Raw genomic sequence first — 26,327 nt, 5'->3', positions numbered from 1 at the left:
CACTACATGATGTGTTGCCCTCGCGTGGCGCGCCGGAACAAATCCCCGCACGCCACGCGCGCCAGCGGCGGAGAATGTCGCGGACTTCGGACGTATCGTGCCTAAGGGTCCGAAGTTCGCGACATCCTCCGAGTTCCGTGTCGTGTCGCGTCGCGGAGCCGGGGCTCAGCGGGCGAAGCGGAGCGTCACGATCTCGAACGGGCGGAGAGACAGGGGCGCGGCGTCGCCGGAGAGAGCGGATGCCGCGACCTCGCGCTCGAGCAGATCGGTCTGGGTCACCGCGCGGGCGTCGAAGCCGGCGCGCACGACCGTGTCGACACGGCGGCCCCATGCCTCGTACAGCCGCACGACGACATCCCCCGAGCCGTCCTCGGCCAGCTTGACCGCCTCGACGACGACCCCCGAATCCTCCACCGTCACGATCGGTTCGATCGCGGATGCGGTTCCCGTGACGATCCGCTCGGGCAGGTTCAGCCGGTAGCCCTCGATGACGGCATCCGCCACGTCCGCGCCGACGACCAGGCCGACTCGCAGCGCGTACGTGCCCTGGTCCTGCGTGGGGTCGGGGAACAGTGCCGACCGGATCAGCGACAGGCGGACGACCGAGATCGTACCGCCGCCGGCCGATCGCTCGGCGCGCGTGATGTCGTGGCCGTACGTCGAGTCGTTGACCACCGCGACACCGAAGCCGGGCTCGCCCACGCGTACCCAGCGCTGCGCGACGGTCTCGAAGCGGGCGGCATCCCACGACGTGTTGGTGTGGGTCTTCCGCTCGATGTGGCCGAACTGCACCTCCGAGGTCGCGCTGTCGGTGTGCACGTCGACGGGGAACGCGAGCTTCAGCAGCTTCTGCGATTCGTGCCAGTCGAGCTCGAACCCGAGCGACACGGTGCGAGAGTCCGCTGCCAGCCCGATGCGCTCGGTCACCCGCGACGAGCCGAACGACCGGGTGACGACGATCTCGTCGCCGTCGAGCTCGAGACCATCGAGGCCGTCGAGGTCGGTCACGGTGTTCCGGTAGTGCACGTCGACGTCCCAGGCATCCCACTGGGTCGGGGTGTCGCGGTGCAGCTGCAGCAGAGCGGATGCCGTACCCGGCGGCACGCTCTCGCGACCGCTCGCCACGTCGACGGCCGAGACGATCACGCCGCGATCGTCGACCACCACGCGCACGATACCGTTGTCGAGCACCCAGCCCTCGGGCGAGCGTTCGGGGCGCACGCGGGCGGCCTCGGGGGCGGCTGCTGCACCGAGAGCCGCGACCCCGCCGCGAGCGTGGGGCGCTGCATTGACCCGCAGCTCGTGCGTCGCCTCGCCCGGCTCGGGCGACCCGGCCAACGCCGTCAACGCTTCGCCGATGATCTCTTCGAGCTCACGGGCGACGGCGGCGTAGTTGCGCTCGGCGTCCTGGTACACCCACGCGATCGACGATCCCGGCAGGATGTCGTGGAACTGCTGCAGCAGCACCGTCTCCCATGCGCGGGCGAGTCTCTCGGCGGGGTAGGGGGCGCCCGTGCGCACAGCCGCGGTCGTCGCCCACAGCTCGGCTTCGCGCAGCAGGTGCTCGCTGCGTCGGTTGCCCTGCTTCGTAGCGAGCTGGCTCGTGTAGGTGCCGCGGTGGAACTCCAGGTACAGCTCGCCGACCCACACCTCGGGGTCGGGGTACTCCGCCTCGGCGGTCTCGAAGAATCGCCGGGGCGTCGAGTGCACGACTCGCGGCGATCCCTCGAGCGAGGTGGTGCGCGCGATCGCCGCTGTCATCTCGCGGGTGGGCCCGCCGCCGCCGTCGCCGAAGCCGTAGGGGAGCAGCGAGACGGTGCCGCGTCCCTTGTCGGCGTAGTTGCGTTCGGCGTGCGCCAGCTCGGCTGCCGAGACGACCGAGTTGTACGAATCGACCGGCGGGAAGTGGGTGAACAGGCGTGTTCCGTCGATGCCCTCCCACCGGAACGTGTGGTGCGGCATCCGGTTCGTCTCGTTCCACGAGATCTTCTGGGTGAGGAACCACCGCGCCCCCGCGGCTTTCGCGATCTGGGGGAGGGCGCCGCTGTATCCGAACGAGTCGGGAAGCCACACCTCGGGGGTGTCGATGCCGAACTCGCGCTGGAAGAACCCCTTGCCCGCGACGAACTGCCGAGCCAGGGCCTCGGCGCCGGGCAGGTTGGTGTCGGATTCGACCCACATGCTGCCGACCGGCACGAACCGCCCCTCGGCCACGCGTGCCCGGATGCGCTCGAACAGGTCGGGGTAGTACTCCTTGACCCACGCGTACTGCTGCGCCGAAGACGCGGCGAAGACGAAGTCGGGATCCTCGTCCATCAGCGAGAGGACGTTCGAGAACGTGCGGGCGACCTTTCGCACCGTCTCACGCACCGGCCACAGCCACGCCGAGTCGATGTGGGCATGTCCCACGGCGTGCAGCGTGTGCGCGCTCGCCGAGGCCGGAGCCGCGAGCACGGGCGCGAGCACGGCGCGACCCGCTGCTGCGGTTGCCGCCACATCCTGCGGGTCGACGACGTCGATCATCCGTTCCAACGCGAGCAGGATGTCGGCGCGCCGCGGCGAGGTCGCGTCGAGCTGCGCCGCGAGTCCTCGAAGCGCGGAGGTGTCGGCCAGCAGCGCCGAGACCTCGAGGTCGCGCAGGCGCACATCGACCGTGCGCAGCACGTACACGGGGTCGGCGCCTGCCGTCGCCCGGTCGCCGACCGGTGTGGGCGCGAAGGTGAAGATGCTCCCGACGTCGGGGTTCGACGCACCCTCGACGAAGACGTCGACCGCGCCGCCCGGCGACACCGCCTCGGCGGCGACGTTGTTGAACGGTGCGATCCCGCGCAGCGGCCGGCCGTCGACCGACCACACCATCGCCTCGCACTGGAAGCCCGCCTGCCCCGACGTGAAGCCGAGGTCGACGACGAGTTCGGCGCGCGTCCCCGGGATCGGCCGGCCGCCCTCGAACCAGTCGGCCGGCGCATCGCCCGTGACGCGGAACCAGGTCGTCCCCCACGGGCGCCCCCAGGGCTGACCGACCTCGATCGGGCGGTAGTCGCCGGCGCGGGCTTCGTCGAAGGCCACCGGTTCGCCCGGTGCGTCCCAGGCGGTGACCGAGAGCGGGTGCGAGGCGCGGTGGATCGCGGGAGCGAGACGCTCGCGCATGAATCGGTCGATGCGCAGCAGCGCGAGGGCGGAGCGGTCGTGCATGGAGAAGCCTTTCGAAGAGGAGGTGCGTCAGCCCTTGACGGAGCCGGCGAGCGCGAACGCTCCGCCGGAGAAGCGCTGGACGAGGACGTACAGCACCACCATCGGGGCGGCGTAGAGCACCGAGTAAGCGGCGAGCTGGCCGTAGGCGATCGAGCCGTACTGACCGAAGAAGTTGAAGATCGACACCGCTGCCGGAAACTTCGACGAGGTGAACAGCAGCACGAAGGGGACGAAGAAATTCCCCCACGCGGTCGTGAAGACGAAGATGAACACGACGCCGATGCCCGATCTCATGAGCGGGATGACGATGCGCGCGAGGGCCTGCATCGACCCGGCGCCGTCGACCCACGCGGCCTCCTCGAGCGAGATCGGCACGGAGTCCATGAAGTTCTTCAGCATCCAGATCGCCATCGGCAGGGATGTCGCCGCCATGAAGACGATGACGCCCCACACCGAGTCGAGCAGTCCGAACGAGACGAACAGCGCGTAGACCGGAACCATCATCGCGGTGATCGGCAGTCCCGTGCCGAAGAGGATGGCGTACATGAACGTCTTCTGGAACCGCATCGCGTAGCGCGAGAGCGGGTAGGCGGCGAGCACGCCGACGACGACGGTGATGACGGCGGTGCCGAGCGACACCAGGATCGAGTTCAGGAGCGGCTGGAAGGTCAGCTCCCACGTCATCACCTGCGTGTAGTTCTCGAGCGTCCAGGTGTCGGGCACCTTCATGGTTACCTTCGCGTCGCCGTCGAACGAGGCGAACACGATCCACAGCAGCGGGACGAGGAAGAGCACCCCGATCGCGGCGAGGATGACCGAGGACAGCACGGTCTGGGCGCGCTTGCGCGGCGCCGAGACCGAGGTGGCGATGGCGGTCATGTCAGTCGACCTCCGGCTTGAGGATGCGGATGTACACGGCGGAGAACACGGCGCCGATCAGGAGGGTGACGACGGCGATCGCCGTGCCGTAGCCGACCTGGGCGAACTTGAACGCCTCCTGGAACGCCAGCACGGGCAGCGTGGACGACTGCGTTCCCGGCCCGCCTCCCGTCATGACCCAGATGAGGGTGAAGACCCCGAGCGTCTGCAGCGTCGTCAGCAGCAGGTTCGTGGAGATCGAGCGACGGATGACGGGCAGGGTGACGCGGATGAACCGCTGCCAGGCTCCGGCGCCGTCGATCGTCGCGGCCTCGATCAGCTCGGGCGGCACCTCCGAGAGCGCGGCGTTGTAGACCATCATCGAGAAGGCGGTGCCGCGCCAGATGTTCGCGAGGATGACCGCGAGCATCGGGAAGTAGTACAGCCAGCTCGTGCCCTCGAGGCCGAACCATCCGAGGAAGGTGTTGAGCGTGCCGTCGGTCTGGAAGAAGGCGTAGAGGGCGAACGCGGCGACGATCTCGGGAAGGACCCAGGCGAGCACCACGAGGCCGCCGACGATCGAGCGCAGTGGCTTCACCGAGCTGCGGATGAGGACGGCCAGCAGCATCCCGAGGACGTTCTGGCCGAGCACGGCGGAGGCCAGCACGAAGACGACCGTGAGCGCGAGTGAGAGCCAGAACTCCGCGGAGCCGAAGAGCGCGGTGTAGTTGTCGAGTCCGATGAACTGCGGGTTCGCGGCGCGGGGGCCGGTCATCGCGCGATCGGTGAGCGAGCCGTAGAGGGCGTAGACGATCGGCCCGAGCATGAACGCCAGCAGCAGCAGGACCGCGGGCAGGAGCGGGAGCAGACGTGCGGCGGCACGGCCGGCCGACCGTCCGGACCGGGAGGTGATCTCCCGGCCCGGCCGGTGCCGACCGCCGGTGGTGACGGTGGCGGTGGCGGTCATCGCTGGCTCAACCCGCCTGCGTGTTCTCCTCGCCGACGATGCCGACGAGAGCGGAGTCGTACGCGGCCTGCGCGTCTTGCGGGGTCGCCTGGCCGGTGAAGATCGACTCCGTCGCCCGTGGGATGTTGGCCGAGATCTGCGAGTAGTCGGGCGTCGCCGGGCGGAAGTGGGTGTACGGGACGAGCGAGGAGAAGAACTCGAACGACGGGTTGTAGTCGAGGTACTCCTGGCTCGCGGCGACATCCTTGCGCACCGCGATCTGCCCGGCCTCCTGGTGGTACATCAGCGCGTTCTCGAAGGTCAGCGCCTGCGCGATGAAGTCGAACGCGGCCTGCGGGTTCTTCGCGTTGGATCCCATCGCGAGCGTCCAGCCGCCCGACATCGAGGTGAAGCCGTCGCCGCCGCCGTCCTGCGTCGGCATCGCGGCGAAGCCCATCGTCTGCTCCCACTCCGGCCAGGCGTTCTCGCCGTCGATCCAGTTGCTCGGCAGCCAGGAGCCGTCGAGCGCGATCGCGATGCCGCCCTGGGGGAGCAGCTCCGTGCTGACCTTGGTGCCCCAGCCGGCGTCGAGCGCCTGCGCGGGGTCGGGGCCGAGCTTCTCGTCGGCGACGGTCTTGTAGAACTCGAGCGCGTCGCGGAAACCGGCCGACCCGGTGACCCACTTGTTGGTGTCGGTGTCGAGCAGTTCGTCTCCCGTGCCGTAGAGCAGCATCTCGAAGCCCTGCATCGAGGTCGCCTCGCCCAGCGCCTGCGAGGCGTAGATGTTGAACGGGATGACGTCGGGGTTGCTCTCCTTGATGGTGCGCGCGGCCTCGAGCACGTCGTCCCAGCTCTCCGGCGCCCAGTCCTCGGGCAGGCCCGCCGCCGCGAACAGCTGCTTGTTGAAGTAGAGGCCGCGGGTATCGGTGCCGAGTGAGACGCCGTACGTCTTGCCGTCGTCGCCGAGGCCCGCCTGCTTGGCGCCCTCGTCGTACTGTTCCCACTGGTCCCAGTCGGCGAGGTAGTCGTCGATCGGCTGCAGGTATCCGGCGGCGGCATCTGATCGGATCTGGAAGGTGTCCTCGTAGATGACATCGGGGGCGGTCCCCGCCGACCCGTTCATCAGGGCGAGCTTGGTGAAGTACTGGTCCTGCTCGGCCTCGATCGGGACGAGCTCGACCGTCATCCCCTCGTTCGCGGCCTCGTACTCCTCTTTGGTCTTCTTCATAAGCTCGTCCATCGCGGTGAACGACGTGGTCTTCTGGTAGGCGACGCGGATGGTGTCCGACGACGCCTCGTCGCCTCCGCCGCTGCCGCAACTCGTGAGAACGAGCGAGAACGCGGCGATTCCGACGACCGCTGCGGTCGTGGTGGATCTCTTCATGGTCGAAGCTCCTTTGCTTGGACAAGAGCGCTGGTGCGCGCGCACGTCTTTTCTAAACCAAATGGAATAAAAGGACAAGGTTTCGCCCGCACCTTTTCTTCGCGGGGTCAACCCGCCGTGCCCGCGATCATCAGGTCGGTCGGGCGCGGCGTCATCGCGGCGTCGAGCACGAGGCATGCGGCCCCGGCGGCTGCCGCGTCGGTTGCGAGCGCGCTCTCGAGCACCCGGATGCCGCGGACCGTGGCTGTCTCGGTGCTCGCCGCGACGGCGTCGGACAGGGCGCTGCTCGCGCTCGCCGACAGCAGCGTCCACAGGGGGCCGCCGACGACGACGACATCCGCGTCGAGGAGGTTGTTGATCTGAACGACCGCACGCGCGAGGCTCGACCCGGCCCGCCTGACCGCGGCCGCAGCGCGCTCGTCACCGCCGCCGGCCCGGGATGCCAGCTCGCGCAGGCGCTCCCGGAGCGCGGGCGCGGCGACGGGCTCAGCACCGTCGATCACGCCGCCGTCGACGAGCAGCCGTTCGGGCGCGATCGCCGCGCCGAGGCACCCGCGCTGACCGCATCCGCACATCGGCCCGTTCGGTTCGACGACGAGATGCGCGACGTCGCCGGCGTTGCCCGTCCGGCCGCGGATCGGAGTGCCGTCGACCGCGAGGCCCACACCCACGCCGGCACCGTAGTAGACGAAGATCGAGTCCTGCAGCTCTTGCGCTGCATCGCGCCAGAGCTCGCCGACCATCGCGGCCACGACGTCCTTCTCCACCGTCGTCGGCAGTCCCGTCGCCTCGTGCAGCAGCGGGCCGAGGGCGAGGTCGTGCCAGATCGGGGGGAGGAGCGGGGGCTCGAACAGGATGCCTGCCTCCGCGTCGAGGGGGCCGGGGGCCGCGACGCCGATGCCGAGCACGGATGCCCGCGATCGCCCACCCTCCACGAGAAGCGACTCGACGGTGCCGACGAGGTCGGCGACGATCTGATCCCGAGTCGCGTCGGGGCGCGGCGTCCGTTCGGTCTGCGCGACCACGTGACCGAGGAGATCGACGACGACGACGGTCTCGACCGCAGGATCGAGGTGGATGCCGACGGCGCATCGCGCGGCGGGATCGAGCTGGAGCGGGGTGCGGGGCTTGCCGGGGCCCGAGACGACCGGCGTGCCCTCGCGCACCCAGCCCTCGGCGACGAGACGGCGGGCGACGTTGCTGAGCGTCTGGGCGGAGAGGCCGGTGCGGGCGGCCAGCTCGATGCGGCTGATGCCCTCGGGGGAGCGTCGGATCAGGTCGAGCACGAGCGTCTGGTTGTACGTGCCGACGGCCGGCAGATTCGAGCCGCGTCTCATGGTTCCTCCCGTCGAACCATACTGTGCGGGTGCATGGCGAAGGCCCGCCCGGCGAACCGGACGGGCCTTCGAGGATCGCGGGGTCGCGTCAGTTGTTTCCGCGCAGGATCGCGATGATCCGCAGGATCTCGACGTACAGCCAGACGACCGTGACCATGATGCCGAACGCGCCGACCCATCCGAACTTGCGCGGTGCGCCGTTGCGGACGCCCTGCTGGATGTTGTCGAAGTCGAGCACGAGCGAGTACGCCGCCATGATGACGACGAGCACGCCGATGATCAGCCCGAGCGGGATGCCGGCGATCTTCATGCTGTGCAGACCGAACATCATGCCGCCCGGGATGACGCCGAAGAGCATCAGGCCGACGTTCAGCAGCGAGAAGACGAGGTAGCCGAGCATCGCGATCATGAAGATCTTGGTCGCCTTGGCCGAGGCCCGGACCTTGCCGCTCGCGAACAGCGCGAGGGTGACGCCGACGACGGCCAGCGTCGCGAGAGTCGCCTGCATCACGATGCCCGGGAAGATGAACTCGAGGTAGGCGGAGATGCCGCCGACGAAAAGCCCCTCGAAGGCCGCGTACGCGAAGATCAGGCCGGGGCGGACCTTCTTACGCGACGTGAAGGTGATGACCATCGCCAGGACGAAGCCGCCGAGCGCGCCGATGATCCACGGGAGGAGCGTCGGGCTGGGGTTCAGGCTCGTGCGGTCGACGGTGGACAGCGTCCACACCCAGCCGACGGCTGCCGTCACGAGGAGGATGGCGAAGAGGCCGAGCGTCTTGACGACGGTGTCTTCGACCGTCATGCGGTCGGTCTCGCGGGCACCGGCGGCCGGCGAGGCGTACATGCCTTCGAGCTGCGCCTGTGCGGCGACGTCCACACCGGCGTGCTGCGCCGAGGCGGTCTGCATGCCGGGAGCGGCGGGCGGCGTCAGACCCGGCCGCTGCTCCTTGAACGCGGGATTGTCGAATGCGGGGTTATTGAGGGCCACTGCTCTCACACTCCAAGTCGAGGGTCGACACAGCTGGATGCCGTGTCCACCCAGCCTAGGGGAACCGGTTCCCGCGGTGCGCGTTCCCCGCTGTGAGCAGGCCATGAAGCCGATCGCCCTCAGCGAAACACCGCGGGCCGGCCCTAGCCTGAGACGGTGCCTCGCCCCCTCGTGATCGGACACCGCGGTGCGCCCGGGTACCTCCCCGAGCACACCCGCTCGTCGTATCTGCTGGCGCTCGAGAACGGCGTCGACGCCGTCGAGCCCGACGTCGTCTTCAGCCGGGACGGCGTCGCGATCATCCGCCACGAGAACGAGATCGGCACGACCACCGACGTCGCCGACCACGCCGAGTTCGCGGCGCGGCGTACGACGAAGACCGTCGACGGCGCCGCGGTCACCGGTTGGTTCACCGAGGACTTCACGTGGGACGAGCTGTCGCGGCTGCGGTGTCGCGAGCGACTCCCGCAGCTGCGGCCCGACAGCGCCCGGCGTGACGGCGCGGAGCCGATGCTGCGGCTGCGAGACCTCTTCGACCTGGTCGCGGACTTCGCGGAGCAGTCCGGGCGCCGACCGGGCATCGTGGTCGAGATCAAGCACGCGACCTTCTTCGAGAGCGCGGGCTTCGACGTCGCCGGCCTCGTCGGCGCCGAGATCGAGGCGGTCCGCGCCGATCTCGCAGGTCTGCCGCTGTGGATCGAGTCGTTCGAACTGACGATCCTCGACCGGCTCGCCGACGCCGGAGTCGCCGGAACGCGGATCTTCCTCCTCGAGGCCGACGGCGCCCCGTACGACCTCGTCGCCGCCGAGGGCGAGCATGCCCGCTGCTATCGAGCGTGGGCATCGCCCGCGGGGCTCGATGCGCTGCGCGGCCGCGTCGCCGGCGTGAGCCTCGACAAGCGGATGATCCTCGACCCCGCTCAGGGTGCGGACGGCGGGCGTGTGCTCGTGGACGCAGCGCACGAGCGCGATCTGGTCGTCTTCACCTGGACCGCGCGGCCTGAGAATGCCTTCCTCGTCCGTCGGCATCGACGCCGCGGCGGGCGATCCGCGTGGGGTGACTACCGCGCCGAGTGGGCCGAACTCGCGGCATCCGGCGTCGACGGTGTCTTCGTCGACCACCCCGATCTCGGTGTCGACGCCTTCAGGAACTGACGCCGGCGCTTGTCACGGACTTGACATCGGACGCGCCGGGTCGGGAGGGTGATCGTCGTCGGGCGAGCGGATGCCCGCGGATGAGGCCCGATGCTCAGCAGACCCCGGATCCAGCCGTACGCCCAGTACCTGATGGCGGTGTCGACCGCGATGATCTCCACGACCGTCGCGATCGTCGAACCCACGCGCATCACCGTCGCCTATGTCATCGGCGCCGGCGTCATCCTCGCCGCCTGCATCGCCATGGGGTTCGTCTGGCATTACAAACCGACCCGCGGAACCGTCTGGGTCTGCATCGTGCCGCTCGCCTCGATCCTCGCCTGCGCCCCCATACGCAGCAGCGCGATCGATCTGCTGCCGGTCGCCGGGATGCTCGTGATCTTCGCCATCGCCTGGCTCGCGTTCGCGTTCCCGCCGGTCGTCGCGGCGCTCGGCGTGGTGGTCGCGGGGCTCCTGCCTCTCGCAGCGGACCCCGCCGTCCCCGCGGGGCTCGGCGAATGGCTGTCGCTCGTGACGCTGCCGGCGCTGCTCGGCCTGTTCGCGATCGGTACCCGTTTCGTCGCCATCGACCTCCGCCGTCAGCGCACGACCGTCCACAGCACCACGCATCGACTGGCCGAGGCGCTCGAGTCGTCGGGTCGAGCCGACGCGACCCTGCGTCAGCTGCTCGACACGAGCCCGGACGCCATCGTCCTCTTCGGCGACGACGGCGCGGTGCTGGTGGCGAACGCCCCCGCACGCGCGCTGGCGCGCCGCGCCGGGATCGAGATCTCGCTCGACCAGGACGGGCGCGGCGCCGTCTACGAGGAGGACCGGGTCACACCGATCGCGTGGGGACCGTACCTGCGCGACATCATCGTCTCGGGCGAACTCGCCGACGCGCGTCGGGTGTGGGTCGGCGAGCCCGGCGCCCAGGTGGCCCTGCGTTTCGTCGCCCGCCCCATCGCTCTCGACGGCGAGACCATCGGGGTCCTCGTGGTCGCTCAGGATGTGACCGAGCTGATCGAGGCTGTCGCCGTACGCGACCGCTTCCTCGACACGGTCGGCCACGAGCTGCGCACTCCGCTCACGGTCATCCTCGGCAACGCCGAACTCGCCGTCGCCGGGGCCATGCCCGAGCATCGCGACCGGTGGGAGACCGTCCACCGCGCCGCCGAGAGGCTGGAGCGGACGGTCGAGCTCATGCTCGCGACGGGCCGCGCGGATGTGTCGCCCGGGGTGCCGTCGAGCGACGTGCGCGTGGTCGTCGACCGGGCCGTGTCCGAAACGGCCGACGGTGTTCCCGAGGTCCGGGTCACCGTGACGGGAACCGAGGCCCGGGCGCGCATCGCGGACCGCGACCTCCAATCGATCGTCGCGGAGCTGCTGCACAACGCCCGGCAGGTGTCGCCCCGCGGTGGCGAAGTGACGGTGGCGATCACGAACCGTCCCGACGACATCGTGATCGCCGTATCCGATGCAGGCCCGGGGATGACTCCCGCCGAGCGACGGCAGGCGTTCGAGCGCTTCTACCGCACCGCGCGTTCTCGTCGAAGCGCGGACCAGGGGCTCGGCCTCGGGCTCTCGCTCGCGAGGGGTCTGGCGCGGGCCTACGGCGGTGATGTCCGACTGCTTCCCGGAACCGTGCGCGGAACCACCGCGGTCGTCCGCCTGCCCCGAGACGACGCGCCCGCCGCCGGATCATCGCTCGATCCGGGCACCGCCGTCCCCTAGGGTGTCGGACATGCTCACCGCCGGGATCACCGTCCGCGACGTTCGTCGATCGTTCGGGCGGGTCGACGCCGTGCGTGGCGTGGATCTCGATGCCCGAGCCGGTGCCGTGACCGGACTGGTCGGCCCCAACGGCGCCGGCAAGACGACGCTGCTGCTGATGCTCGCGTCGCTGCTGCAGCCCGATGCCGGCAGCATCCGCATCGCAGGCATCGACCCGGTCGCCGATCCGGCGCAGGCGCGCGCACGGTTGGGCTGGATGCCCGACGCACTCGGCGCATGGGGGTCGCTCACGGTGCGGGAGACCCTGGAGATGACCGCTCGGCTGTACGACCTCGACAAGCCCGCGGCGGCCCGCCGTGCGGGTGAACTGCTCGATCAGGTCGGGTTGACCGGTCTTGCCGGATCGCAGGCCCGTGTGCTCTCACGGGGGCAGAAGCAACGGCTGGGACTCGCGCGCGCTCTCGTGCACGACCCTTCCGTGCTCCTCCTCGACGAACCGGCTTCCGGGCTCGATCCGCAGGCGCGCGTCGACCTGCGCGGACTCCTGCGCGGCTTCGCGGCGGCGGGGAAGACCGTGCTCATCTCCAGCCACATCCTGTCCGAGCTCGAGGAGGTCGTCGATGACGCGGTGTTCCTCCTCGACGGCGCGACCGTCAGCCCCGACCGCGTCGCGGCGGCCGCGGGTCGCACCCGGACGTGGCGGGTGCGCGTCGCCGACCTCGAGGCGCAGGCCGCTGTGCTCCCGATAGCGACGGCACTCGGGCTCGATGTCGCGCGGGTGCCGATCGATCGCCGCGATGTGCTCATCCCGTTCGCGTCGGAGGCGGAGGCGGCGGCCGGCCTGCGCGTGCTGATCGACGCCGGCGTCGCCGTCGCGGAGTTCTCGGCCGCCACCGGGATGCTCGAGCACACCTTCCTCGATCTCGGCTCCGAGTGGAAGGAGGCGTCATGAGCATCGCGCGGCTGTGGACCGTCGCCCGCCTCGAGCTGCTCCAGCGCGTGCGCACCGTCTCGTGGTACGTGCTGCTCGGTATCTTCGCCGTCCTGCTCATCGGTGTGACGGCGCTCGCGTTCCTCGCGTTCGGCGGCATCGTCTCTCAGGCCGACCAACGCGGCGCGGGGATCTACTCGACGATCGTCATCATCACGCTGTTGCTCGTCGTGCTGGTCTCACCGACGCTGAGCGGCAACTCCATCAACGGCGACCGGGATGCCGCGACCCTCGCACCCGTCCAGGTGACCCTCGCGCGCACGTCCGAGATCCTGCTGGGCAAGGTGCTCGCCGCCTGGATCACCGGGCTCGCCTTCGCCGCCGTCGCGGCACCCTTCCTCGTCGTCGCGACGCTGGCCGGGGGAGTGGACCCCGTCGTGGTCGTGGTGTCGCTGGCGGTCCTCATCGTCGAGATCGGCATCATCGCCGCGATCGGGGTCGGGCTCAGCGGCCTGATCGCCCGCCCCCTCTTCTCGGTGGCGGCGACCTACCTCGTCGTCTCCGCCCTCGTCTTCGGGACGCTCATCGCCTTCGGCCTGGGCGCGACCGCGTTCTCGAGTGAGGCGACCACGACCTACCGCCCGGCGATGTACAACGCCGACGGCTCGCCGCAGTGCGTCGACGGCGCGGACGACTGCTGGAACGATCCGGCCCGCATGGTGTGCGGCGCCCCGCAGGACTCGACGTACACCGTGCCGCGGTTCGACCGCGTCTGGTGGGTGCTCGCGGCCAATCCCTTCGTCATCCTCGCTGACGCGACGCCCGCCGAGTACAACGGATACGGCCAGCCCGTCGACCTGTTCGGACAGATCGCGTCGGGAGTCCGCCAGGCGCAGATCCCGCCCGACCTCGCGACGGTGTACGACGAATGCCGACCGACCATGCGCGATTACGTGGCGACACCCGCCGAGATCCGCGATCGGACCGTGCCGAGCTGGTTCGTCGGACTCGGCGGCCAGATCGTCGTGGCCGGCCTGCTGGTGGCGGGAGCCTGGTCGCGGACGAGGACGCCGGCCCGAGCCCTCCCGCCGGGAACGCGGATAGCGTAAGAGAGCCATGGTCACCGAACTCGACATCAGCCGCCGCGAGGCGATCGACGCCTACCACGTCATCGGTGAGGCCCCCGCGCCCGACCTGCAGGGAATCGTCCGCCTCGCCGCCACGGTGTGCGGCGTCGACACGGCCGTCATCAACATCATCGACGACCGGTCGCAGCACCAGATCGCCGCCGTCGGCTTCGAACCGGCCGTCTGCTCGCGCGAGGACTCAATGTGCGCCGCGGTCATCGCACGCCCCGGACGGGTCGTCGTTCCCGACGCCCGCCTCGACGACCGCTTCTCCGCGAACCCGTTCGTCACCGGCGAGGTCGCCCACGTGCGGTTCTACGCGTCGAGCCCCCTCATCACCCCGGCGGGTGTCGCGATCGGCACGCTGTGCGTCTTCAACGACTCCGTCGGCGATCTCGACGAGTCCTCGCGTGATGCGCTCGACCTGCTCGCGCACCAGGTGGTGGACCTGCTCGAACTGCGCCGGATCAGTCGTGAGCTCAGCGAGTCCAACGATCAGCTCTCACGCTTCGCGGGGCAGATCAGTCACGACCTCCGCAATCCGCTCACGGCGCTCACCGGCTTCCTCGAGCTCGCGATCGACAGCCCCGACATGGACAACGCTCCCGAAGCGGCGCGGGTGCTCGCCCGTGCGGAGTCGGCGGCCGACCGCATGAACGCCATGATCTCGGACATCCTCTCCTACGCCCGCGTCGGCGGCGCGAGCCCGCAGCGGAAGCGGGTCGATCTGGATGCCGTGATGCACGCCGTCGTCGAGGACCTCGATGCGCAGATCTCCGCCTCGGGCGCCGATGTCAGCCAGGACATCGACGTGCAGCCGGTCGGGGATCCCACCCTCCTGCGTGCGGTGCTTCAGAACGTCGTCGCCAACGCCCTGAAGTTCACCGCCGCGGCCGAGCTCGCGCCCCGGGTGCGGGTTGAGGCGCACGCCGTGCCCGGCGGATGGCGCATCACCGTCGACGACAACGGCCCCGGCGTGCCGCCGGAGGACCGAGAGCGCGTGTTCGCGCTGATGGAGCGGGGCGACTCCGACGTCGACGGACTCGGGATCGGCCTGTCGACCTGCCGACGCGTGATCCAGGCGCACGGCGGGCGAATCGGTCTCGACGACTCGCCGCTGGGCGGCGCCCGCGTATGGATCCTGCTCCCCGACGCCGCGGCCGCATCGGCCGCCTGAGGGAGGCGGCTCAGCGGCGCAGCGTGTGCGACGGGTGCTCGCCGTACATCGCGGCGTAGAGCTGGGCGAAACGACCCGTGTGAGCGAAGCCCCAGCGCAGCGCGACATCCCGGACCGTCGTCGAGCCGGGAGGCGCAGCGCGCAGCTCGCGATGAGCTCCCTCGATGCGCAGGCGGCGCAGATAGGTGCTCGGCGGGATCTCGAAGGCCTTGTGGAACGCGCTCTGGAGCGCTCGGACCGATGTTCCCGAAGCGACCGCGATGTCGCTGATGCTGATGGGGTTGCCGACGTTCTCCTCCATGAAGGCCACGGCCCGGCGGACGGCGCGCGCCGTCGGGCGGCGACGTTCCCCCTCGTCCGGGTCGATGAGCGGGAATGCCGTCACGAGCGACGCGACCGCCTGGTGGATGAGTTGAGTCCGCATGAGCGGCGACGCCGCGACCTTCTCGTCGGCCAGGATGGTCGCCTCGAGGAAGCGGAGCGTCTCGGCGACGAGCCGCGGGTTCTCGGCCCGGCGGTTCAGCCCGGCGAACTGCAGGTTGCGCGGGTCGTCCCCGATCAGTGCGCGCAGCACATGGTCGAGAGTCTCGACGGTGATGCTGAAGGTGCGCAGGTGCAGCTGCCGGAATTCGGCCGTGAACTCCGTCTCGGGCGGCACGACGAAGGGCGTGCGTCCGTCGCCGGACTCTCCGCCCACGTGCCAGCGATGGCTGCCCTGGGCCGCGTGCGCGACGATGATGCGGGGAAACGCGTGCGTGGCCGAACGCATGGTGCCGGTGAAACGGATCGCGGCGGCCGCCGCTTCGGGGTGAGCGAGAGCTGCCATCTCGTATCGGAACGGCGTGGAACCGTCGACCGCGAGAGAGACCGAGGACTCGTAGAGCGAGCTGATCGATTCCTGTGCCCGACCGGGGTCGTCGGTCTGCAACCCCCGTCGAACGGGCTGACTACTCAACACCGAGCTTGTCGGTCGCGGACTCCGCCGGCTCGGGAACGACGTAGAGCCCGGTGGGCGAGTTGGCCGTGTACATCAGCGCCTCGAGCCAGGCGCGGTTGATCGCCGGGGTGCGACTGCCGTGGAAGGTGAAGACGAGGGATGCCGCAGAGTGCATCCAGACGGTCGTTCGGCCCTTGCCGACGCTGACATCGTCCTTCCAAGTGAAGAAGAACGCCTCGCCTCGTCGGAGCTTGGCCCCGATGGTCATCTGAAGGTGTGCGAGCGTGCGGTCCTCGATGTCGACGCGATTGTTGCCGTCGTAAACAAACCTGCCCAATATTCCTCCTCGCGCGCCGATGGCGCGATCAACAGCTTCCGCGATCGAGTCGGCGGGGATCGCGGAAGAATCCGATCCGCGCGCGCTCGATCCGCGACGCGCACAGCCGCGCTGTGCTTCCGCAGGTTTGAGGCAGTTCTCAGGAAGGGGGAGGGGGTTGACTTTCGCGGCCGGATGCGCAAAGCCTCAGTCGCCGGGGATGTCGGCGAGGGTGACGTCGACACCGGGAGTGATGAGCAGATCCGTCGTCTGCGCGACGCCTTCACCGTCGTTGACGGTGAGCCATCCGTGGCCGATCGCGAGCGCGGCGGCGATCTCGGCGCGGATGTCGTCGATGTCGCGTCCGCCGATGCTGTAGGGGCGACCGCCGTAGAACACATCGACTCTCTTGGACACGGCATCCGCCTCTCGCTCCACCGGCGCTGAGCGCGCCGCGTCAGGCGAGACTACCGACCCCTTCGTCGGGCGCAAGGGGATGCCGGTCGTGCGTTGCGGGCGTTAGGGTCGGGCCGGACCGGAAGGACAGGTGATGGGCCGTTTCATCTACGAGAATCAGATCCGAGCCGATTTCGAGGACCGGACGCTCGCGCACCTCCAGACGGTGATCACCACGAAGCTCCGTCGTGGCGAAGCCTTCACCCTCACCTGGAAGGACGACGTGAGCATCGGAGACGGCCGTACCACCGTGTGGCTCCATCCGGGATGCGGGCTCGTCTTCAAGTACTACGGCTCGCGCACGCCGGCGCTGAACCGCACCTGGCTCGAGGCGCTGACCTACACCGCCAACTCGCCGACCGGCCTGTACGTCGTGCCGGAGCCGCCCGACTCGTCCCGCGGGCATGCATTCCCGGACGGGTCCGAATAACCGGGCGGGCACTTCGCGCCTGAACGGCTGCCGTGCATCGTCCGTGAGAGCCGGGCATATACCGCTGCGGCGATCCAGCGCTCCGTAGTGTGGGCCTGAAGCCGTCGGCATCCGCCTTCCGCTCCCCGACCTTCCCCGGTCACGAACGAGTCAGCAGGTGCTCTCATCGCTTCAACCGTCGTCGAGTCGCGTCTCGGCCCCATCCGCACCACCTACGCCGGAACCGCCGACTTCCCGCCGATGGCCAAGGCCTTTACCGATGTCTCCCGCGTCGTCCGCGAATCGGGCCTTCTCCGCCGCACCCCGTGGTTCTACGGGATGGTGGGCCTCGCCCTCGTCCTCGCCATCGGCGGCTGCGTGACCGGCTTCGTCCTGCTCGGCGACAGCTGGTTCCAGCTGCTCATCGCCGCAGCGCTCGGCATCGTCTTCACACAGGTGGCCTTCCTGGCGCACGAGGCCGATCACCGTCAGGTGCTCGCCTCCGGGCCTGCGAATGACCGTCTGGCCCGCATCCTCGCTGTCGGCGTGGTCGGCATGAGCCTGTCGTGGTGGACGTCGAAGCACGCTCGGCATCACTCGAATCCCAACAAGGTGGGCAAGGACCCCGATATCGAGATCGACACGATCTCGTTCATCGAGGAGGATGCCGCCACGGCTCGCGGCGTCCGCCGGTTCATCACCCAGCGCCAGGGCTGGTTCTTCTTCCCGCTGCTGCTTCTCGAAGGCCTGAATCTGCACGCCCTGTCGGTACGCCACCTGTTCAGCCGCGGCCCGGTGAAGAAGCGTGCGCTCGAGATCACGTTGATCCTCGCGCGCTTCGCGATCTTCGTCGCCCCGATCTTCATCTTCCTGCCGGTCGGCATGGCATTCGCCTTCTTCGGCGTCCAGGTTGCGGTCTTCGGGTTGTACATGGGTGCCTCGTTCGCCCCGAACCACAAGGGCATGGCGATCATCGCGCCCGACGCGAAGCTCGACTTCTTCAGCAAGCAGGTGCGCACCTCGCGCAACATCGGCGGCGGCTGGTGGGCGACGTGGCTGATGGGCGGCCTCAACTACCAGATCGAGCACCACCTCTTCCCGAACATGCCGCGTCCCGCCCTCGCCCGTGCCCGCGAGATCGTCAAGGACCAGTGCGACGCCCTGAACGTGCCGTACACCGAGACGACCCTGTGGCGGTCGTACGCGATCGTCATCGATTACCTCAACCGCGTCGGGCTCGCGGCACGCGACCCGTTCGACTGCCCCATGCGCGCCGAGCTCCGCCGCGCCTGACGCGCAGCATCTTCGACATCGGCCACGGCTCATACTGAGTCCGTGGCCGATGTCGATTCCGAACGCTGGCTCGTCATCGACGGGCGACGCTGGCGGCGCACCGACCCGTCGTTGCCCGACGACATCGTCGCGGCGCTGAAATCGCACCTCGGACGGGGCAGGTCGGCGGTCGGAGCGGCCAAGCGTCGCGGAGACGACGACGCCGTGGCGGCGGCACGCGAACGCGTCGGGCTCGCCAAGCACGGCCTGGGGGAGCGCGGTCCCTACTGGTGGGACGAGCCCGAGGACGAGCGTCTCGGCCGAGCGCGAGACGCCCTCCGGCGGCTCAACGCGCTCGACGGTCTTGCCGGGGAGTGAACTCGAATGGACGCGACGGCGGGAGTCGAACCCGCAACGCGATCGGTTATGAGCCGATGCCCGGGACCACCCGGATCGCCGCGATGCCATCACGCTACGTCGGACCGTCGGCGACGGCCAGCGCTGTGAAGGCGGGAGTCGTCGTGCTACGCGGTATGACGCTCGGAGGAGTCTGCGGGTGCCGGCGCCCCCGCGGATGCCGCGCGTCGGGCTGACAGAAGCCGCTGACCGCGGCGCAGCAACCCGACGACCCCGGCGATGAGGATCAACGCTCCTACCGTCAGCAGGGCAGCAGCGACCAGTGCCGGAATCGAGGGCGCGGCAACCCACCCGACGAGCGTGCCGTAGGCCTCGGGCGAGCGCGTGAGGACGACGCCGCCTGCCGCGGCCGCCGCGAACGCGACCCCCCACACGATCCCGGCCCAGCGGACCCGGGGCCGATCCACGGGAGCGGTGAACGGGGGAGTCTCGACCTCGGTCGTCTGGATCATGGTGTCGTCCATCTGGATGGTGTCCATTTCGTCGGTGTCGTCGGATCGGACCGCGGTCGGATCACTCATGGGTCCGCTTCGTCCCGAGGAGACGGATCTCGATGTAACCGCTCTCCTGGTCGACCGTCAGGACCTGCTGCGTGGTCGTCGGGCCGATCGAGGCGATCGTCGTCTCGATAGCGGTACGGTCCGGACCGTCGGATCTCGCGTCGGGGCCGTCGGCGAGCAGGGTCCATTCGTCGTCGTGCGAGAGCACGAACGACGCGTCGTCGCCGACAGAAGCGCGCAGCACGACCTCGACGCCCGGATCGACGGTCACCAGGGTCGTCCCCGCTCCCTTCTCGATGCTCACCGAGTGCGCATCCGGGGCGTCGACGAGGGTGACGTGGAGGTCGCCGAAGGTCTGCCGGAACGGGGCCGTCGCCGCGTCGGACGAGACGTTCGAGATCGCATAGGCGCCGATGTGCAGCTCGGCGACGACCGTCAGCGCGATCGCGCTACCGCCGCCCATCAGCAGGCACACCGAGGTGAAGGCGAGGAAGCCGCTCCGCCGGCGGGTGGCGCCCGCGACGATCATGGCGAGGGCCGTGACGAGGGCTGCGATGAAGAGCCCGAGCGCGACGGACAGGCTGCCCGGAGCGGCCAGCCCGGCGACCGTGCCGGCGATGACGGCGACCCCGGCGCTCACGGCGACGAAGGCGATGCTCGTGCGGGGGCGCTCAGCGCGTCGTGCGCGGCGGCGCTCCGCCGCCTCCCGCGCGAACGCGGCCGCCGTGGCGCGACGCTCTTCCCGTGCGGCGGCGCGAGCCGCGCGATCAGCGTCATCCTGCTCCCGCCGCCAGGCGCGATCGCGCTCCTTCCAGGCCGCGTGCTGCGCGCGCCACGCAGCCAGGTCGGCGGGGCCGGCGTCGTTGCTCAGGGGCGCGGGCGGCACGGGGGCGACGGCGTCACCTTCCGTTTCGCCCGCGCCGGCATCCGCGACAGAGCCGTCGGCGGATGCGGCCGGGACCGTTTCGGACGCTGCGGAAGCCCGACGCAACTCGTCCTCGTCGGTGCCCGGGGTTCGACGCGCTGCTCGGACCAGCAGCGCGATCACGGCGGCTGCGAGAACGGCCCCGCCCATGAGGGCGAGTGCCACGAGGACGGCCGTGACCGCCCCCGCGCTCGAACTCGTCGCGAGGCCGGCGAGCGTGATCAGCAGACCGAGGATCTGAACGGCGCCGACGATCGCGACGGCGAGGATCGCGCCTTGCGTGTAGGTGAACCGGCCGCGTTCCAGATCGGCGGCGTGCGTCCGTCCCGAAGCGTCGGGCAGGACGGCCCACGCCAGGGCGTAGGCGACGACCGCGGGGAGGCCGATGATGGTGGCGACGACGGCGATGCCGCGCACGATGACGGGGTCGATGCCCCACCGTGCAGCCACTCCCGCGCACACGCCACCGACCCACCCGTCCCGGCGGGCCAGGCCGAGGCCCTCGACCCAACGGAAGAACCCGCCGTCCGTCGTAGACGTGGGGTCGGATCCTGGCGGGGCGGCGAGAGGCGGCGCGGAAGTCATGATCCGATCCTCCGCGGTCGGCGGCAGCGGCCGATATGGGGGATCGCCCTGACGCTTCCCTGATCCTGCGCCGGCGCCGGTGTGCGGCCGAGGCCGGACTGATTGGATGTGGCCATGTCCTCTGCTCTCGCGACCCCCGCCGTCCACCCGGGACCGCCGCCGCCGCGACCGGTCGTCGGGCCCCGCACGCGGCCACCGCTGCAGCGCGCTCGCGACAGCGTGGTCTCGGGCGTCAGCGCGGGGCTCGCGCGGCACATCGGCGTCGGCGTGGGCAGCATCCGGGCGCTGTTCATCGTCCTGACGCTCGTCGCAGGAGCCGGTCCGCTCCTGTATCTCTGGCTCTGGGCCATTGTGCCCCGCCGAGCCGGGACGACGTCGCCGACCCGACAGGCGCCGGTCGCCTGGATCCTGGCCGCGGGGGCGATCGCCGCGCTGCCGATTCTGTTCGCGGTTCTCGCCGTCGAGGCCCGCGACGCCTGGATGTCGCGTTCGTTCTCACCGGTGCTTCTGGCGGTCGTCGCGTTCGTGAGCGTTCTCGCCGCGACTGCAGGATGCTGGGCCGAGATCGTCGATCGCCGCGACATCGACCGCGGGGGCCGGCATACCGTCATCGTGCGGGTCGTCGCCGTCGGCATCCTGCTCGTGGTGGCCGTCTCGATGCTGCCGCGCGTCGACTCCGACGGCCTCGTGGCGCTTCCGGCCCTCACCCTGCCCGTCGCAGGGCTGCTCGCGCTCGTCGGGGCCGTGCTCGTCAGCCGATGGCGCGACCTGTCGGGCGAGCGCGTGCGCCGCATCCGCGAAGAGCAGCGGAGCGCCATGGCGGCGCACCTGCACGACTCGGTGCTGCAGACCCTCGCCCTCATCCAGAACACGGCGGGGCCATCGAGCGAGGCCGCACGCATCGCCCGGGCCCAGGAGCGCGAGCTGCGCGCCTGGCTCTTCGACGGCGAACCTCACGCGGACAGCGACCTCGCGACCGACCTGCGCGACTACGCCGCCGCTCTCGAACTCGACTACGCGGTGCGGATCGACGTGGTCTCCGCGGGCCTGTCGGCCGAGCGGGCGAGCGGCGAGCTCGCCGCGGCGGCTCGGGAGGCGATGCTCAACGCCGCGCGGCACGCCGGCGGCGACGTCTCGGTCTACATCGAGGGCGGATCCCGCGGAGTCGACGTCTACGTGCGCGACCGCGGGCCCGGATTCGAGGTGGCGGCGATCCCGGATGACCGGCTCGGCGTCCGCGAGTCGGTCATCGGCCGGATGCGGCGCGCCGGCGGATCCGCGTCCGTCCGGGCGGCGGCGTCGGGCGGCACCGAGGTCCACCTCCACGTCGGTGGCCAGGGGGACGCACGTGGCTGACGCGCTGCGCGTCGTCATCGTCGACGACCACTCCATCTTCCGGTCGGGGCTCCGGGCCGATCTGTCTTCGGGCATCGCCGTCGTCGGGGAGGCTGCGGACGTCGAGTCCGCCGTCGAGGTCGTCATGCGAACGGAACCCGACGTCGTGCTGCTCGACGTGCATCTGCCCGGCGGATCGGGCGAGGAGCGCGCCGGCGGAGCCGAGGTGATCGCCCGGGCCGTCCCGACCTCGGCTCGTTTCCTGGCGCTGAGCGTGTCGGATGCCGCAGACGACGTCGTCCGCGTCATCCGCGCCGGCGCTCGCGGCTACATCACGAAGGGTTCCTCGGGTGAGGAGGTGAGCCGCGCGGTCGTGGCTGTCGCGGGCGGCGACGCCGTCTTCTCGCCCCGGCTCGCGGGCTTCGTCCTCGATGCATTCGGCGCGGTGGCCGGCGAGACGGCGACCGCGGTCGACGAGCTCGACCGCCTGTCGTCGCGCGAGCAGGAGGTCATGCGTCTCATCGCGCGGGGATACGCCTATAAGGAGGTCGCCGCCGAGCTGTTCATCTCGGTCAAGACCGTCGAGACCCACGTGTCGGCCGTGCTGCGCAAACTCCAGCTCTCGTCGCGGCACGAGCTGACCGCCTGGGCGACCGCGCGGCGCCTGCTCTGAGCCTCGCGTCGGCCGGCGATCGCGCGGACCCGACCGGTGTCGGTGGCCGAACGTAGAATCGAGGGGTCATGCCAGAGCCCATCAAGCCCGTCATCGTCGGCTCCGCCGCATCCGTGCGCCCCGGCGCCTCCTCCGGCGAGCGTCCCGACGCCGACCTCCTCGAGGGGCTGAACCCACCCCAGCGCGAAGCGGTGACCTACCGCGGCCCCGCGTTGCTGATCGTCGCGGGCGCCGGGTCGGGCAAGACCCGCGTGCTCACGCACCGCATCGCGTCGCTCCTGCGTGGCCGCGAGGCGTGGCCGAGCCAGATCCTCGCGATCACCTTCACCAACAAGGCCGCCGGCGAGATGCGCGAGCGTGTGCAGCAGCTGATCGGTGACAGCGCGCAGGGCATGTGGATCTCGACCTTCCACTCGGCGTGCGTGCGGATCCTGCGCCGCGAGGCGCAGCAGTTCGGGTTCACCAAGAACTTCACGATCTACGACTCGGGAGACTCGCGAGCGCTCATCAAGCGTCTCGTGAAGGAGCACGAGGCCGATGCCTTCGGGCTCACCCCGGCGGGTGTGCAGAGTCGCATCTCCAAGCTCAAGAACGAGCTCGCCGACGCCGACTCCTATGCGCGCCAGGCAAACATGTCCGACCCCGCAGAGCGCGTGTTCGTCGAGCTCTTCGGCGCCTATCAGTCCGCGCTCCAGCGGGCCAACGCCTTCGACTTCGACGACCTCATCGCCCAGACGGTCTACCTTTTCCGAGCGTTCCCGCACGTCGCCGACGTCTACCGCAAGCGGTTCCGGCACATCCTCGTCGACGAGTACCAAGACACCAACCACGCCCAGTACGCGCTGATCCACGAGCTGACCCGTCCCGTCCAGGGGCAGGGCGGCGACGCGTTCTCGTCGGGCGGCATGATGATCTTCGAACCCGAGTCGGCGCCCGAAGTCGAGGCAGCGTCGCTGACCGTCGTCGGCGACTCCGACCAGTCGATCTACGCCTTCCGCGGCGCCGACATCCGCAACATCACCGAGTTCGAGCGCGACTATCCCGGTGCGAAGGTCGTGCTGCTCGAGCAGAACTACCGCTCGACGCAGAACATCCTCTCGGCCGCGAACGCCGTCATCTCGAACAACTTCGACCGCAAAGACAAGAAGCTCTGGACGGATGTCGGAGCGGGCGACGCGATCGTCGGCTTCACCGGCTACTCGCAGCACGATGAGGCCCAGTTCGTGGCCGACGAGATCGAGGCGCTGCACCGTTCAGCCGTGCCTTACTCGCAGATGGCGGTGTTCTACCGGACGAACTCGCAGTCGCGTGCGCTCGAAGAGATCTTCATCCGCGCGGCGATCCCGTACAAGATCATGGGCGGCACCAAGTTCTACGACCGTGCCGAGATCAAGGATGCCCTGGCATACGTCGTCGCCGTGGCGAACCCCTCCGACGAGCTCGCGGTGCGCCGCATCCTGAACCGGCCGCGGCGCGGCATCGGCGACGTCACCGAGACGTCCATCGCCCGGTACGCCGCCGAGCAGCAGATCACCTTCCGCGACGCGCTCGCCAACGCTTCGGCGCTGGGCGTGGGCCCGAAGATCCAGGCCGCGATCGCGCAGCTCGACGCCGTGCTCGCCGAGGCGTCCGAGATCATGCTGCCGAGCTCGGGCGAGATCGCCCCGCCGACGGCCGTGACCGAGAGCCTGACCGTGCTGCTGAACAAGTCCGGCTACATGGATGCGCTGCGCGCGAGCCGTGACCCGCAGGACGAAGCGCGCCTCGAGAACCTCGACGAGCTGATCGCCGTGACGCGCGAGTTCGCGCGGAACAACCCCGAGGGCACCATCCTCGACTTCCTCACCGAGGTCGCTCTCGTCGCCGACGCGGACGACCTCGACGACGCGTCCGGAACCGTCTCGCTGATGACGATGCACACGGCGAAGGGGCTCGAGTACGACGCCGTGTTCGTCACCGGTGTGGAGGAAGACCTGATCCCGCACCGCATCTCGGCGAACGAGCCCGGTGGGCCGCAGGAGGAGAGGCGATTGTTCTACGTCGCCCTCACCCGTGCCCGCAAACGCCTGCACCTCTCGCTCGCCATGACCCGCGCACAGTTCGGCGAGGTCTCGGCCGCGATGCCGAGTCGGTTCCTGCAGGAGATCCCGCATGACCTGATCGACTGGCGCCAGTCGCCGGGTGACGTGAACTCGCGTGGGGGCATGCAGTCGCGTGCGCTCAACGGGCGGCGGTCGGGCACTTCCGGCGGTGGGTTCGGCGGCTCGGGCAAGCGCTACGGCGACGACCTCGTGCCGCTGCCCCGGCGCGAGAAGAGCAGCGACATCGCGAAGTTCGCCAACCGCATCCCGGCGAAGGTGCGCGACAACGGCGACCTCGAACTCGGGCCCGGCGACCGCATCAAACACGACGACTTCGGCGAAGGGCGGGTCGACGCCGTCACGGGCGAGGGAGCCAAACGCGTCGCACATGTGCGTTTCGATTCGGCCGGCCCGAAGAAGCTGCTCATCAAGATCGCGCCGATCGTCAAGCTGTAACGCAAGCCCCCCGCGCCTCGAGAAGGCGCGGGTTAGGCTCGGAGGCATGGCGATCTTCAAGCGCTCCGCGCGAGACACCACGAGCCAGCCCGCGAACGACGATGAGGTCGGCGCCGCGACCGACGGCGACGTCGCCGCGCAGCCCGTCGACGAGGCCCCGGCTGAGGCCGTGCCCCACGTGGGCATCTCGATGTCGACGTTCGGCGCGCCCGCACCATCCGCCGCTCCGGCTCAGCCCCAGCGGACCGTCACCCGCCCGCCCGCGGAGGCTCCTCTCCGCACCGAGACGGTGACGGGAATGCCCGACAACACCCTGGTGCAGGCGGCGCTCGCGTCGTTGCCGGAGAAGCCGGGCAACGTCGACGTCATGAACGTCATGCGTCAGAGCATGCAGGGCACGATGTACGTCCGCGTGCGCGGCGACGCTCGGGCGCTCACCGCCGAGGGCAAGCCGATCACACTCGCCGTCTCGCAGATCGACGGAGCACGGTTCCTCCTCGCCTTCACGGGCGGCGCGTCGCTGCGCGCGAGCGTCGAGGCCGACGGCGACCGCGACACTTCGGCGTTGGGGCTTCCCGTGGCGAACGTCTTCCGCAACGCGATCGAGGGCCCGTACGAGGGGCTCATCATCGATCACGCCGTGGCCGGCTCGCGCATCGTGCTGCCCGTCCAGCTCATCACCAAGGCGTTCGAAGAGGGTGACCCCGCCTTCACGATCAAGAACCTGCTCGCCGGACCGCGAGGCCCCGAGACCGCCGCCGCCGTCGGCGAAGCTCTCGCGCAGGCGCCGCTGTGGGTGGCCGCCGGGCCTGCGGGCGACGGCGGTCAGCTCGGCCTTGCCGAGTCGCGCACCGCCTCGGGTGAGCGGCGCCTCGAGGTGTACTCGCACCCGCTCGAGGTCCTCGTGCTGCAGCGCGGCGACCGTCCCGTGCCGGTCACCGCGCCGCAGCTCGCTCGCGCGCTCCAGTCCAACCCCGCGCTCAGCGGCGTCATCGTCGACCCGGGCGGCCCTTGGATCCACGTCGACCGGGCCGACCTCGGTCCCGTCCTCGCCCGCGCCGACGAGCCCGACCCCGAGCCTGCCGGCGCCCCGGCAGCACCCGCGGCCTCGGAGCCGTCGGAGCCTTCGGAATCCTGACGCCGTGGCTCTG

Annotated in this window: 23 protein-coding genes and 1 tRNA gene; 12 read left to right on the top strand and 12 right to left on the bottom strand. The window is 70.1% G+C overall.

Annotated features, from left to right (window positions below):
- Positions 1-165: 165 nt before the first annotated feature.
- The 6 genes from ACU6RU_RS11845 to ACU6RU_RS11820 all read right to left on the bottom strand — a co-directional run bounded on the left by ACU6RU_RS11845 (position 166) and on the right by ACU6RU_RS11820 (position 8,711).
- Positions 166-3,195, bottom strand: coding sequence for an alpha-mannosidase (locus ACU6RU_RS11845; protein WP_446726616.1), 3,030 nt, complete (start codon positions 3,193-3,195; stop codon positions 166-168).
- Between the two features lie 27 nt (positions 3,196-3,222).
- The gene (locus tag ACU6RU_RS11840) at positions 3,223-4,074 is read right to left on the bottom strand and encodes a carbohydrate ABC transporter permease (RefSeq protein ID WP_446726615.1); all 852 of its coding nucleotides are present in this window, start codon (positions 4,072-4,074) and stop codon (positions 3,223-3,225) included.
- Between the two features lies 1 nt (position 4,075).
- Positions 4,076-5,020 (bottom strand): carbohydrate ABC transporter permease, encoded by a 945-nt coding sequence (locus ACU6RU_RS11835; RefSeq protein WP_120264544.1) that lies wholly within the window; start codon positions 5,018-5,020, stop codon positions 4,076-4,078.
- Positions 5,021-5,027: 7 nt separating this feature from the next.
- On the bottom strand, positions 5,028-6,383 hold the full coding sequence (locus ACU6RU_RS11830) for an extracellular solute-binding protein (protein ID WP_289330140.1): 1,356 nt from the start codon (positions 6,381-6,383) through the stop codon (positions 5,028-5,030).
- Positions 6,384-6,490: 107 nt separating this feature from the next.
- Positions 6,491-7,720 carry an ROK family transcriptional regulator gene (locus ACU6RU_RS11825; RefSeq protein ID WP_120264546.1) on the bottom strand — a complete coding sequence of 410 codons (1,230 nt, stop codon included), beginning with the start codon at positions 7,718-7,720 and terminating at the stop codon, positions 6,491-6,493.
- Between the two features lie 88 nt (positions 7,721-7,808).
- A complete protein-coding gene (locus tag ACU6RU_RS11820; protein ID WP_183045430.1) occupies positions 7,809-8,711 on the bottom strand; it encodes a Bax inhibitor-1/YccA family protein in 903 nt (300 codons plus the stop codon).
- Between the two features lie 156 nt (positions 8,712-8,867).
- On the opposite strand from ACU6RU_RS11820, the gene ACU6RU_RS11815 reads away from it, so the two are divergent.
- The 5 genes from ACU6RU_RS11815 to ACU6RU_RS11795 all read left to right on the top strand — a co-directional run bounded on the left by ACU6RU_RS11815 (position 8,868) and on the right by ACU6RU_RS11795 (position 14,814).
- Positions 8,868-9,866, top strand: a complete 999-nt coding sequence (locus tag ACU6RU_RS11815) for a glycerophosphodiester phosphodiesterase family protein (protein ID WP_446726614.1) — start codon at positions 8,868-8,870, stop codon at positions 9,864-9,866.
- 90 nt (positions 9,867-9,956) lie between these two features.
- On the top strand, positions 9,957-11,579 hold the full coding sequence (locus tag ACU6RU_RS11810) for a sensor histidine kinase (protein ID WP_120264549.1): 1,623 nt from the start codon (positions 9,957-9,959) through the stop codon (positions 11,577-11,579).
- Positions 11,580-11,589: 10 nt separating this feature from the next.
- Positions 11,590-12,531, top strand: coding sequence for an ABC transporter ATP-binding protein (locus tag ACU6RU_RS11805; RefSeq protein WP_446726613.1), 942 nt, complete (start codon positions 11,590-11,592; stop codon positions 12,529-12,531).
- On the top strand, positions 12,528-13,619 hold the full coding sequence (locus ACU6RU_RS11800) for an ABC transporter permease (RefSeq protein ID WP_446726612.1): 1,092 nt from the start codon (positions 12,528-12,530) through the stop codon (positions 13,617-13,619). The genes ACU6RU_RS11805 and ACU6RU_RS11800 overlap by 4 nt, the downstream gene beginning before the upstream one ends.
- A 7-nt stretch (positions 13,620-13,626) precedes the next feature.
- Positions 13,627-14,814, top strand: a complete 1,188-nt coding sequence (locus tag ACU6RU_RS11795) for a sensor histidine kinase (protein WP_120264551.1) — start codon at positions 13,627-13,629, stop codon at positions 14,812-14,814.
- Positions 14,815-14,824: 10 nt separating this feature from the next.
- On the opposite strand, the gene ACU6RU_RS11790 is transcribed toward ACU6RU_RS11795, so the two are convergent.
- The 3 genes from ACU6RU_RS11790 to ACU6RU_RS11780 all read right to left on the bottom strand — a co-directional run bounded on the left by ACU6RU_RS11790 (position 14,825) and on the right by ACU6RU_RS11780 (position 16,484).
- Positions 14,825-15,640: a helix-turn-helix transcriptional regulator gene (locus ACU6RU_RS11790; RefSeq protein ID WP_147374400.1), complete on the bottom strand. Its 816-nt coding sequence runs from the start codon at positions 15,638-15,640 to the stop codon at positions 14,825-14,827.
- A 121-nt stretch (positions 15,641-15,761) separates the two neighbouring features.
- Positions 15,762-16,088 (bottom strand): DUF7882 family protein, encoded by a 327-nt coding sequence (locus ACU6RU_RS11785; RefSeq protein WP_289330134.1) that lies wholly within the window; start codon positions 16,086-16,088, stop codon positions 15,762-15,764.
- Positions 16,089-16,274: 186 nt separating this feature from the next.
- Positions 16,275-16,484: a hypothetical protein gene (locus ACU6RU_RS11780; RefSeq protein ID WP_120264554.1), complete on the bottom strand. Its 210-nt coding sequence runs from the start codon at positions 16,482-16,484 to the stop codon at positions 16,275-16,277.
- 133 nt (positions 16,485-16,617) lie between these two features.
- On the opposite strand from ACU6RU_RS11780, the gene ACU6RU_RS11775 reads away from it, so the two are divergent.
- The 3 genes from ACU6RU_RS11775 (at position 16,618) to ACU6RU_RS11765 (ending at position 18,582) form a co-directional block, all read left to right on the top strand.
- Positions 16,618-16,953, top strand: coding sequence for a DUF7882 family protein (locus ACU6RU_RS11775; RefSeq protein ID WP_120264555.1), 336 nt, complete (start codon positions 16,618-16,620; stop codon positions 16,951-16,953).
- 240 nt (positions 16,954-17,193) lie between these two features.
- The gene (locus ACU6RU_RS11770) at positions 17,194-18,225 is read left to right on the top strand and encodes a fatty acid desaturase family protein (RefSeq protein WP_120264556.1); all 1,032 of its coding nucleotides are present in this window, start codon (positions 17,194-17,196) and stop codon (positions 18,223-18,225) included.
- Positions 18,226-18,267: 42 nt separating this feature from the next.
- Positions 18,268-18,582 (top strand): biopolymer transporter Tol, encoded by a 315-nt coding sequence (locus tag ACU6RU_RS11765; protein WP_120264557.1) that lies wholly within the window; start codon positions 18,268-18,270, stop codon positions 18,580-18,582.
- Positions 18,583-18,589: 7 nt separating this feature from the next.
- On the opposite strand, the gene ACU6RU_RS11760 is transcribed toward ACU6RU_RS11765, so the two are convergent.
- From ACU6RU_RS11760 to ACU6RU_RS11750, 3 genes are all read right to left on the bottom strand, one after another.
- A tRNA-Met gene (locus ACU6RU_RS11760) sits at positions 18,590-18,665 on the bottom strand.
- 63 nt (positions 18,666-18,728) lie between these two features.
- Entirely contained in the window at positions 18,729-19,142 is a 414-nt protein-coding gene (locus ACU6RU_RS11755) for a hypothetical protein (RefSeq protein ID WP_289330132.1), read from the bottom strand.
- Positions 19,135-20,631 carry a PspC domain-containing protein gene (locus tag ACU6RU_RS11750; RefSeq protein ID WP_446726611.1) on the bottom strand — a complete coding sequence of 499 codons (1,497 nt, stop codon included), beginning with the start codon at positions 20,629-20,631 and terminating at the stop codon, positions 19,135-19,137. Before ACU6RU_RS11750 ends, ACU6RU_RS11755 begins: the two co-directional genes overlap by 8 nt.
- 114 nt (positions 20,632-20,745) lie before the next feature.
- Here ACU6RU_RS11750 and ACU6RU_RS11745 point away from each other — a divergent pair, with 114 nt between their 5' ends.
- The 4 genes from ACU6RU_RS11745 (at position 20,746) to ACU6RU_RS11730 (ending at position 26,314) form a co-directional block, all read left to right on the top strand.
- Positions 20,746-21,987: an ATP-binding protein gene (locus ACU6RU_RS11745; RefSeq protein ID WP_446726610.1), complete on the top strand. Its 1,242-nt coding sequence runs from the start codon at positions 20,746-20,748 to the stop codon at positions 21,985-21,987.
- Entirely contained in the window at positions 21,980-22,639 is a 660-nt protein-coding gene (locus tag ACU6RU_RS11740; protein ID WP_289330129.1) for a LuxR C-terminal-related transcriptional regulator, read from the top strand. The genes ACU6RU_RS11745 and ACU6RU_RS11740 overlap by 8 nt, the downstream gene beginning before the upstream one ends.
- A 68-nt stretch (positions 22,640-22,707) precedes the next feature.
- Positions 22,708-25,176 (top strand): ATP-dependent helicase, encoded by a 2,469-nt coding sequence (locus tag ACU6RU_RS11735; protein WP_446726609.1) that lies wholly within the window; start codon positions 22,708-22,710, stop codon positions 25,174-25,176.
- Positions 25,177-25,222: 46 nt separating this feature from the next.
- Positions 25,223-26,314 carry an SseB family protein gene (locus tag ACU6RU_RS11730; protein ID WP_446726608.1) on the top strand — a complete coding sequence of 364 codons (1,092 nt, stop codon included), beginning with the start codon at positions 25,223-25,225 and terminating at the stop codon, positions 26,312-26,314.
- Positions 26,315-26,327: the final 13 nt, after the last annotated feature.

Source organism: Microbacterium sp. F1-18, assembly GCF_052921305.1.
Note: the sequence above shows the minus strand (reverse complement) of the source record. Positions and strands in the feature narration are given on the sequence as shown.

Coding starts and splice junctions, on each gene's coding strand:
- ACU6RU_RS11805 (WP_446726613.1), top strand. CDS start 11,590: ATGCTCACCGCCGGGATCACCGTCCGCGACGTTCGTCGATCGTTCGGG.
- ACU6RU_RS11845 (WP_446726616.1), bottom strand. CDS start 3,195: ATGCACGACCGCTCCGCCCTCGCGCTGCTGCGCATCGACCGATTCATG.
- ACU6RU_RS11825 (WP_120264546.1), bottom strand. CDS start 7,720: ATGAGACGCGGCTCGAATCTGCCGGCCGTCGGCACGTACAACCAGACG.
- ACU6RU_RS11750 (WP_446726611.1), bottom strand. CDS start 20,631: ATGACTTCCGCGCCGCCTCTCGCCGCCCCGCCAGGATCCGACCCCACG.
- ACU6RU_RS11735 (WP_446726609.1), top strand. CDS start 22,708: ATGCCAGAGCCCATCAAGCCCGTCATCGTCGGCTCCGCCGCATCCGTG.
- ACU6RU_RS11755 (WP_289330132.1), bottom strand. CDS start 19,142: ATGAGTGATCCGACCGCGGTCCGATCCGACGACACCGACGAAATGGAC.
- ACU6RU_RS11795 (WP_120264551.1), top strand. CDS start 13,627: ATGGTCACCGAACTCGACATCAGCCGCCGCGAGGCGATCGACGCCTAC.
- ACU6RU_RS11730 (WP_446726608.1), top strand. CDS start 25,223: ATGGCGATCTTCAAGCGCTCCGCGCGAGACACCACGAGCCAGCCCGCG.
- ACU6RU_RS11830 (WP_289330140.1), bottom strand. CDS start 6,383: ATGAAGAGATCCACCACGACCGCAGCGGTCGTCGGAATCGCCGCGTTC.
- ACU6RU_RS11800 (WP_446726612.1), top strand. CDS start 12,528: ATGAGCATCGCGCGGCTGTGGACCGTCGCCCGCCTCGAGCTGCTCCAG.
- ACU6RU_RS11835 (WP_120264544.1), bottom strand. CDS start 5,020: ATGACCGCCACCGCCACCGTCACCACCGGCGGTCGGCACCGGCCGGGC.
- ACU6RU_RS11840 (WP_446726615.1), bottom strand. CDS start 4,074: ATGACCGCCATCGCCACCTCGGTCTCGGCGCCGCGCAAGCGCGCCCAG.
- ACU6RU_RS11775 (WP_120264555.1), top strand. CDS start 16,618: ATGGGCCGTTTCATCTACGAGAATCAGATCCGAGCCGATTTCGAGGAC.
- ACU6RU_RS11770 (WP_120264556.1), top strand. CDS start 17,194: ATGGCCAAGGCCTTTACCGATGTCTCCCGCGTCGTCCGCGAATCGGGC.
- ACU6RU_RS11745 (WP_446726610.1), top strand. CDS start 20,746: ATGTCCTCTGCTCTCGCGACCCCCGCCGTCCACCCGGGACCGCCGCCG.
- ACU6RU_RS11810 (WP_120264549.1), top strand. CDS start 9,957: ATGCTCAGCAGACCCCGGATCCAGCCGTACGCCCAGTACCTGATGGCG.
- ACU6RU_RS11790 (WP_147374400.1), bottom strand. CDS start 15,640: ATGGCAGCTCTCGCTCACCCCGAAGCGGCGGCCGCCGCGATCCGTTTC.